General features: G+C 72.1%; 8 protein-coding genes. 1 reads left to right on the forward strand and 7 read right to left on the reverse strand.

The annotated features are described in order from the left end of the window. Window positions 1–89: 89 nt before the first annotated feature. A complete protein-coding gene (mnmA, locus tag ACZ66Z_RS05735) occupies window positions 90–1,235 on the reverse strand; it encodes a tRNA 2-thiouridine(34) synthase MnmA (RefSeq protein ID WP_469932744.1) in 1,146 nt (381 codons plus the stop codon). Between the two features lie 61 nt (window positions 1,236–1,296). On the opposite strand from mnmA, the gene ACZ66Z_RS05740 reads away from it, so the two are divergent. After that, the gene (locus ACZ66Z_RS05740) at window positions 1,297–1,980 is read left to right on the forward strand and encodes an N-acetylmuramoyl-L-alanine amidase (protein ID WP_469933181.1); all 684 of its coding nucleotides are present in this window, start codon (window positions 1,297–1,299) and stop codon (window positions 1,978–1,980) included. Here the strand turns inward: ACZ66Z_RS05740 and ACZ66Z_RS05745 are convergent. From ACZ66Z_RS05745 to ACZ66Z_RS05770, 6 genes are all read right to left on the reverse strand, one after another. Next, window positions 1,973–3,136 (reverse strand): cysteine desulfurase family protein, encoded by a 1,164-nt coding sequence (locus ACZ66Z_RS05745; RefSeq protein ID WP_469932745.1) that lies wholly within the window; start codon window positions 3,134–3,136, stop codon window positions 1,973–1,975. The genes ACZ66Z_RS05740 and ACZ66Z_RS05745 overlap by 8 nt on opposite strands. Before the next feature lie 74 nt (window positions 3,137–3,210). Then, complete coding sequence (locus ACZ66Z_RS05750) at window positions 3,211–4,074, reverse strand: thioesterase family protein (RefSeq protein ID WP_469932746.1); 864 nt, start codon at window positions 4,072–4,074, stop codon at window positions 3,211–3,213. 23 nt (window positions 4,075–4,097) lie between these two features. After that, a complete protein-coding gene (locus ACZ66Z_RS05755) occupies window positions 4,098–4,784 on the reverse strand; it encodes a trimeric intracellular cation channel family protein (RefSeq protein WP_469932747.1) in 687 nt (228 codons plus the stop codon). Window positions 4,785–4,893: 109 nt separating this feature from the next. Then, window positions 4,894–6,048: an ABC transporter ATP-binding protein gene (locus ACZ66Z_RS05760; RefSeq protein ID WP_469933182.1), complete on the reverse strand. Its 1,155-nt coding sequence runs from the start codon at window positions 6,046–6,048 to the stop codon at window positions 4,894–4,896. Window positions 6,049–6,056: 8 nt separating this feature from the next. Next, window positions 6,057–7,163, reverse strand: coding sequence for an ABC transporter ATP-binding protein (locus ACZ66Z_RS05765; protein ID WP_469932748.1), 1,107 nt, complete (start codon window positions 7,161–7,163; stop codon window positions 6,057–6,059). Next, window positions 7,160–8,158, reverse strand: a complete 999-nt coding sequence (locus tag ACZ66Z_RS05770; RefSeq protein ID WP_469932749.1) for an ABC transporter permease — start codon at window positions 8,156–8,158, stop codon at window positions 7,160–7,162. Before ACZ66Z_RS05770 ends, ACZ66Z_RS05765 begins: the two co-directional genes overlap by 4 nt. Window positions 8,159–8,293: the final 135 nt, after the last annotated feature.

Here is an 8,293-nt window from a genome sequence, read left to right on the forward strand (position 1 = left end):
GGTCCGGCAGCAACGGCTCGATGCGTGCCCACTGGGCGTCAGTCAACGACACACATCAACCAACGATCAGATGATCCGAAGGAAACGGCCTAGGCCGTCGCGGGCGCCGTCGCGCGCCGTGTCGTCGCCGCGATCGTCGCCGAGCCGACCACGCGCGTGCCGTCGTACAGGACGATCGCCTGGCCGGGGGCGACGCCGCGGACCGGCTCGTCGAAGGCGACCTTCAGCTCGCCGTCCTCCATCGCCGCGCTCACCGGCGTCTCGCCGCCGTGGGCGCGGAGCTGGGCGGTGTAGCGGCCGGGGCCCTCGGGGGCGGTGCCGCACCAGCGGGGCTTGATCGCGGTGAGGGCGGTGACGTCCAGGGCCTCGGCGGGGCCGACGGTGACGGTGTTGTTCACGGGCGAGATGTCGAGGACGTAGCGGGGCTTGCCGTCCGCGGCCGGGTGGCCGATCCGCAGGCCCTTGCGCTGGCCGATGGTGAAGCCGTACGCGCCCTCGTGGGTGCCGACCTTCGTCCCCGCCTCGTCGACGATGTCGCCCTCCGCCTTGCCCAGGCGGGCGGCGAGGAAGCCCTGGGTGTCGCCGTCGGCGATGAAGCAGATGTCGTGGCTGTCGGGCTTCTTCGCGACCGCGAGCCCGCGCCGCTCGGCCTCCGCCCGGATCTCGTCCTTGGTGGTGAGGGTGTCGCCGAGCGGGAACATGGCGTGCGCGAGCTGCTTCTCGTCGAGCACGCCGAGGACGTACGACTGGTCCTTGGCCATGTCGGAGGCCCGGTGCAGCTCGCGGGTGCCGTCCTCGTTCAGGACGACGGTGGCGTAGTGCCCGGTGCAGACCGCGTCGAAGCCGAGGGCGAGCGCCTTGTCGAGGAGCGCCGCGAACTTGATCTTCTCGTTGCAGCGCAGGCACGGGTTGGGGGTGCGGCCCGCCTCGTACTCCGCGACGAAGTCGTCGACGACGTCCTCGCGGAACCGCTCGGCGAGGTCCCACACGTAGAAGGGGATGCCGATGACGTCGGCCGCCCGGCGCGCGTCGCGCGAGTCCTCGATGGTGCAGCAGCCGCGTGCTCCGGTGCGGAAGGACTGCGGGTTCGCGGAGAGGGCCAAGTGCACGCCGGTGACGTCGTGACCGGCTTCGGCCGCGCGGGCGGCGGCGACGGCGGAGTCCACTCCGCCGGACATGGCGGCAAGTACCCGGAGGGGGCGGGCGTGGGGGCGCGGGGGCGGGGTCTGAGTCATAGCCCTACCAGGGTACGGGGCGCCGGGAACCGCGGTCGCTGCGATGAGCGTTCTCCGGTGCATGGGGAGCGAGTCGAGCGGGGCGGGGTCCGGGACGGGATCCGGAGCGGACAGGCGGGTGGGCCGGCGGGCCGTGCTGATCGGCGGCGCGGTCGCCGCGGTGGGCACGGCCGCGCTGGCCCGGGACGAGCTGGGGCGCCTGTGGTGGCGCCTGCCGGGGATGGAGAGGAAGCGGGTCGAGGGGGAGCTCGACCACAAGGGCGCCGAGTGGACGTCGGCGGCGCGGGCGAACTGGCGGCGGGCCGACCGGCCGGACGACTACGTGATCGACCGGGTCGTGATCCACGTCGTCCAGGGCAGCTACGCGTCCGCCCTGAAGGTCTTCAAGGACCCGGCGCACGGGGCGGCCGCGCACTACGTGGTCCGCAAGGACGGCCACGTGGCGCAGATGATCCGCGAGCTCGACGTGGCCTTCCACGCCGGGAACCGCGACATGAACGAGCGGAGCGTCGGCATCGAGCACGAGGGCTTCGTCGACCGGCCGCAGGACTTCACGGCGGCGATGTACGCGGGCTCGGCGCGGCTCACGGCCGACGTGTGCGCCCGGTACGGGATTCCCGTGGACCGGGAGCACATCATCGGGCACGTCGAGGTCGAGGGCACCGACCACACCGATCCCGGTCCGCACTGGGACTGGGACCGGTACCTCGCGCTCGTGCGGAGGGAGAGGACGAGGCTCAGCTGAGGCCGGCGGTCCTGGCCCGCTCGACGGCCGGGCCGATCGCCTCGGCGACCGCCGCCACGTCCTCCTCGGTGGAGGTGTGGCCGAGCGAGAAGCGCAGGGTGCCCCGGGCCAGGTCCGGGTCGGTGCCGGTGGCGAGCAGGACGTGGCTGGGCTGGGCGATGCCGGCGGTGCAGGCGGAGCCGGTGGAGCAGGCGATGCCGGCCGCGTCGAGCAGCAGGAGCAGGGAGTCGCCCTCGCAGCCGGGGAAGGTGAAGTGGGCGTTGGCGGGGAGCCGGTCGACGGGGTCGCCGCCGAGGATCGCGTCGGGCACGAGCGCCCGGACGGCGGTGACGAGTTCGTCGCGCAGGGCGCCGACCTCGCGGGCGAACTCCCGCTGCCGCTCGGCGGCGAGCCGGGCGGCGACGGCGAAGGCCGCGACGGCGGGCACGTCGAGGGTGCCCGAGCGGACGTGCCGCTCCTGGCCGCCGCCGTGCAGGACGGGTACGGGGGTGTGCTCGCGGCCCAGGAGGAGGGCGCCGATGCCGTACGGACCGCCGATCTTGTGGCCGGACACGGTCATCGCGGCGAGGCCCGAGGCCGCGAAGTCGACCGGGACCTGACCCACGGCCTGGACGGCGTCCGCGTGCAGGGGGACGCCGAACTCGGCCGCGACGTCCGCGAGTTCGCGGACCGGCATGATGGTGCCGATCTCGTTGTTGGCCCACATGACGGTGGCCAGGGCGACGGATTCGGGGTCGCGGGCGATCGCCTCGCGGAGCGCGTCCGGGTGGACGCGGCCGTGGCGGTCGACGGGCAGGTACTCGACCCGGGCGCCCTCGTGGGCGGCCAGCCAGTCGACGGCGTCCAGGACGGCGTGGTGCTCGACCGGGCTGGCCAGGACGCGGGTGCGGCGGGGGTCGGCGTCGCGGCGGGCCCAGTACAGGCCCTTCACGGCGAGGTTGTCGGCCTCCGTGCCGCCGGAGGTGAGGACGACCTCGCTCGGCCGCGCGCCGAGCGCGGCGGCGAGCGTCTCGCGCCCTTCCTCGACGGTCCGCCGGGCGCGCCGTCCGGCGGCGTGCAGGGAGGAGGCGTTGCCCGTGACGGCGAGGTGGGCGGTCATCGCCTCGATCGCCTCGGGCAGCATGGGCGTGGTCGCGGCGTGGTCGAGGTAAGCCATGGTGGGTCGATTCTACGAGCCCGTTCGGCGGGGGTCGGCGCGCGGCCCGTTCACGCCGCCCCGCGCGCGGTGGTTCAGCCTCGTGGCGCGCGGGCCAGTTGGCGGGACTGGGCCACCAGACGGTCCGCGCTGTCCCAGACCTCCGCGTCCTCCTCCAGGAAGCCGCCCGCGAGGTTCCGGGTCGTGATGGAGACCCGCAGGGGGCCGGGAGCGGGGCGGCAGCGCACGTGGGTGGTGAGTTCCACCGTGGGCGTCCAGCCCTTCAGGCCCAGCTCGAAGGAGGTCGGCGGCAGGGCGTCGACCGCGAGCAGCAGGGACAGGGCGTCCGGCTCACGACCGTCGGCCAGGCCGAACCAGGCGCGCATCTCGCCCCTGCCCGACGGCGCGCCGACCGCCCAGCCCACACAGGCCGGGTCGAGGCGGAGGTCGAGGCGGTCGGCGATCGCCGAGGAGCCGGGGATCCTCGGGGCCGGGTCGTCGGCGGCGCTGAAGCAGTTCTCGATCGGAGCCATCGCCGGGGGCGTCGCCGCGGTGCGGACGTCGTCCGGAAGGGCGTCGAGGTCCCCGTAGGAGGCGAGGACGCGGATGCGCTCCACCTCGGTGCCGTCCTCGGCGTACTGGAAGAGCGAGGCCTGTCCGGTGGAGAGCGTCCGGCCGGTGCGGACGGTCTCCGTCCGGATCACCGCCGGGCCCGGCACGGACGGCGTCAGGTAGTGCGCCGAGATCGTGAACGGGTCCGGGTGCGGCAGGTGGTCGCCGAGGGCGCGGCCGAGCAGGGCGAGGAGGTAGCCGCCGTTGACGGCCTGGATGATCGTCCAGCCGGCGGAGAGGTCGGCGTCGTAGACCCCGGATTCCCGGAGGGCGACGGCGGTGTCGCGGTCGAACTCGTACGTCCCGACGGCGGTCGGCCCGGTGGTCGGCTCGGTGCTCGTGCTCATGTTTCCGACGGTACCGCAGGTAGCTACTGAGCGGTAGCTTTCTGGGCGTCCTCCTCGCTCGCGGAAGAGCGGCGGTTCCAGGCCCGGGGCGCGCGCCAGTGGTAGCGCATCGCGAGGAGGCGGAGCGCGAAGGCGGTGACCACGGCGGCGCCGCTCGTGAGCCCGTTGAGCACGTCGAAGCGGATGCAGAGCACCACCATCGTCGCGCCCACGATCGCCGGGACCGCGTACAGGTCCCGGTCCCAGCGCAGCAGCGACGGCACCTCGTTCGCCAGCACGTCCCGCAGCACGCCGCCGCCGACGGCGGTCGCGAGCCCCAGCGCGGCGGAGGAGGTCAGGCCGAGGCCGTAGTCGTACGCCTTCGTCGTCCCCGTCACGCAGAACAGCCCCAGACCCGCCGCGTCGAACACGTTGACGGCGGCCTGGGTGCGCTCGACCTCCGGATGGAGGAAGAAGACGAGGACCGCCGCGATCAGCGGCATCAGGAAGTAGCCGAGGTCCGTGAAGGCGGCGGGGGGCACCGCGCCGATGATCAGGTCGCGGAAGAGACCGCCTCCGAGGGCCGTGACCTCGGCGAGGACGGCGATGCCGAAGACGTCGAAGTTCTTGCGGACGGCGAGCAGGGCGCCCGAGATGGCGAAGACGAAGATGCCGACGAGGTCGAGGGCGTGTTGGACGGAGGGGGTGAACAGATCGTGGACGTGGAGCACGGGCCCATTGTCCCGGTCGTCCCGGTGGGGGCGGAACGGAGGCCCCCGCCGCCGGACGGCGACAGGGGCCTTCGTTGCCGGCCGTTCGTTGCCGGCCGTTCGGCGACGGTCACTCGCCGGAGGTGTTCTCCCCGGCGGTGGCCCCGGCCTCCGGCTCGGTCTCCGGCTTCGCCGGCTCCGAGCCCTCCGCCCGCTCCGGAGCCTTCGTGATCGTCACGTCCACCGACTCCCGTGCCGCCGGGACCGTCACGCCGGCCGTGTTCCCGTCGTTCCCGTCGTTCCCGTCCGTGTTCTCCGGGTGGTGGCAGGCCACCCGCTGGCCCGGGCGGAGTTCCAGGAGCGGGGGCTCCTGGGTCCTGCAGACCTCCGTCGCCTTCCAGCAGCGCGTGTGGAAGCGGCAGCCGGCGGGCGGGGCGATCGGGGACGGGACGTCGCCCTTGAGCAGGATGCGCTCGCTCTTGACGCCCCGGCGGCGCGGGTCCGGGATCGGGACCGCGGACATCAGGGCCCGGGTGTACGGGTGCATCGGGTTCTCGTACAGGGACTTGCGGTCCGCGAGCTCGACGATCTTGCCGAGGTACATCACCGCGATGCGGTCCGAGACGTGCCGGACGACCGAGAGGTCGTGCGCGATGAACACGTAGGTGAGGCCCAGCTCCTCCTGGAGGTCGTCCAGGAGGTTGACCACCTGCGCCTGGATGGAGACGTCCAGGGCCGACACCGGCTCGTCCGCGACCACCAGCTTCGGCTTCAGGGCCAGCGCGCGGGCGATGCCGATGCGCTGGCGCTGGCCGCCGGAGAACTCGTGCGGGTAGCGGTTGTAGTGCTCCGGGTTCAGGCCGACCAGGCCGAGGAGGCGCTGGACCTCCTTCTTCACGCCGCCCTCGGGCTCGACGCCCTGGAGCCTGAAGGGGGCCGAGACGATCGTGCCGACCGTGTGGCGCGGGTTCAGCGAGCCGTACGGGTCCTGGAAGATCATCTGGACGTCCCGGCGCAGCGGGCGCATGCCCGACACGCCGAGGTGCGAGATGTCCGTGCCCTGGAACTCGATCTTCCCGCCGGTGGGTTCGAGCAGCCGCGTGATCAGCCGGCCCATCGTGGACTTGCCGCAGCCGGACTCGCCGACGACGCCGAGGGTCTCACCGGGGTAGACCTCGAAGTCCAGCCCGTCGACCGCCTTGACCGCCCCGGTCTGGCGCTGGAGCAGGCCCTTCCGGATGGGGAAGTGCTTCTGCAGGCCGGTGACCTTGAGGAGGGGTTCCATAGTCTCGCTCACAGCTTCGGCGCAATCTCTTCGGTCCAGATGCGGGTGCGCTCCTCCTGCGGCATGTGGCAGGCGGAGTGGTGGCGCTCTCCGACGAGGGCCAGCTCCGGGCGCTCGGTGCGCGTGATGCCGCCCTTGGGGACGTCCGCGTACGGGCAGCGCGGGTTGAAGGCGCAGCCACTGGGGACGTTGATGAGGCTGGGCGGGTTCCCCTTGACCGGGATGAGCCGCTCGGTCTGCTCGCGGTCGATCCTCGGCATCGAGCCGAGCAGGCCCCAGGTGTAGGGGTGCTGCGGCTCGTAGAAGACGGACTCGGCCGGTCCGCGCTCGACGCACCGCCCGCCGTACATGACGAGGATGTCGTCGGCGAGTTCGGCGACGACGCCGAGGTCGTGGGTGATGATGACGACCGCGGAGCCGAATTCCTTCTGGAGGTCCCGCATCAGGTCGAGGATCTGCGCCTGCACGGTGACGTCGAGCGCCGTGGTGGGCTCGTCGGCGATGAGGAGCTCGGGGTTGTTGACGAGCGCCATGGCGATCATCGCGCGCTGCCGCATGCCGCCGGAGAACTCGTGCGGGTAGTTGTCGAACCGCTTGGCGGGCTCGGGGATGCCGACCCGGTCGAGGAGTTCGACGGCCCGCTTCTTCGCCGTCTTCTTGTCGACGTCGTGGTGGATGCGGTACGCCTCCACGATCTGGTTGCCCACCGAGTAGTACGGGTGCATCGCGGACAGCGGGTCCTGGAAGATCATCGCCATCTCGCGGCCGCGCATCTTCCGGACCTCTTCGGGGTCCGCCGAGAGCAGCTCGCGGCCGTTCAGCCAGATCTCGCCGGAGATCCGCGCCTTCTGCCGGCCGTACTGCCCGACGGTGTGCAGGCCCATGATGCCGAGCGAGGTGACCGACTTGCCGGAGCCGGACTCGCCCACGATGCCGAGGGTCTTGCCCTTCTCCAGCTGGAAGCTGAGGCCGTCGACCGACTTCACCAGACCGTCGTCGGTCGGGAAGTGGATCTTCAGGTCGCGCACGTCGAGGAAGGCTTCGGAGGGGGCGGACTTCCCGGTGTCGACGGGCTCTCCCACCGTCGCACCGGTCTTCGTCAGCTTGTCCGTCATGCGAGCCTCACTCGGGGGTCGATCACCGCGTACAGAAGGTCCACCACGAGGTTGGCGATGACCACGGCGGCGGCCGTGATGAGCGTGACCGCCAGGATCAGCGGCAGGTCGCGCTCGCTGACGGCCCGGTAGGCCGCCTGGCCGAGGCCCGGAAGGCTGAACGCGGTCTCGGTCAGGATCGCGCCGCCGACGAGGGCGCCGAGGTCCATGCCGAAGATGGTCAGGATGGGGGTCATGGTGGAGCGCATGGCGTGCTTGCCGAGCACGACCGGCTCCGGCAGGCCCTTGGCCCGCGCGGTGCGGATGTAGTCCTCGCCGAGGACCTCCAGCATGGTGGCGCGGGTGAGGCGCGCGTACATCGCCGCGTACAGGAAGGCGAGGGTGACCCAGGGGAGGAGCAGGCCGCCGAACCAGCCGCCGAAGGAATCGGTGATCGGGGTGTACGAGGACTTGAGCCAGCCCAGCTGCGTGCGGAAGACGAGCATGGACAGCATGGCGGTGAAGAAGATGGGGAGCGAGACGCCGGCCAGCGCGGTGATCATCGCGGCGCGGTCGACGATCGTGCCCCGCTTGAGCGCGGAGACCACGCCCGCCGAGACGCCGAGCACCAGCCACAGCACGGCGGCGCCGATGACCATGGACAGGGTGACCGGGAAGGCGTCGGTCAGCATCGTCCAGACGTCCTGCTCGGTGCGGAACGAGTAGCCGAAGCAGGGCGCGGCACAGTGGATGGTGTCGCCGCCGCCGGTGTAGTCCCGGCCGACGAAGATGCCGGAGACGAAGTGCCAGAACTGCACCAGGATCGGCTCGTCCAGGCCCAGCTTCTGCCGGATGGCCTCGATGGAAGCCGGATCCGCCTGCTTGCCGACGAACATCGCGGCAGGATCGCTGCCGGTCATCTTGGGGATGAGGAAGAAGATGCTGAGCGTCACCAGCGTGACGACGAGCAGCATCACGACGACTGCGAAGAGCCGTCGGACTATGTATGCAAGCATGCGGTCGGCCGGTCGGCGGCCGGGGAACCCGATGGGGTTCCCCGGCCGCCGGGCGGCCATCACCTGCCCTTCGGACCTGGCGGCGGGTGGTGCGCCGGTGAAGCGGGTCGGATTACTTGACGACGCCGAGCGACG

This window comes from Streptomyces sp. NPDC107498, assembly GCF_055582805.1.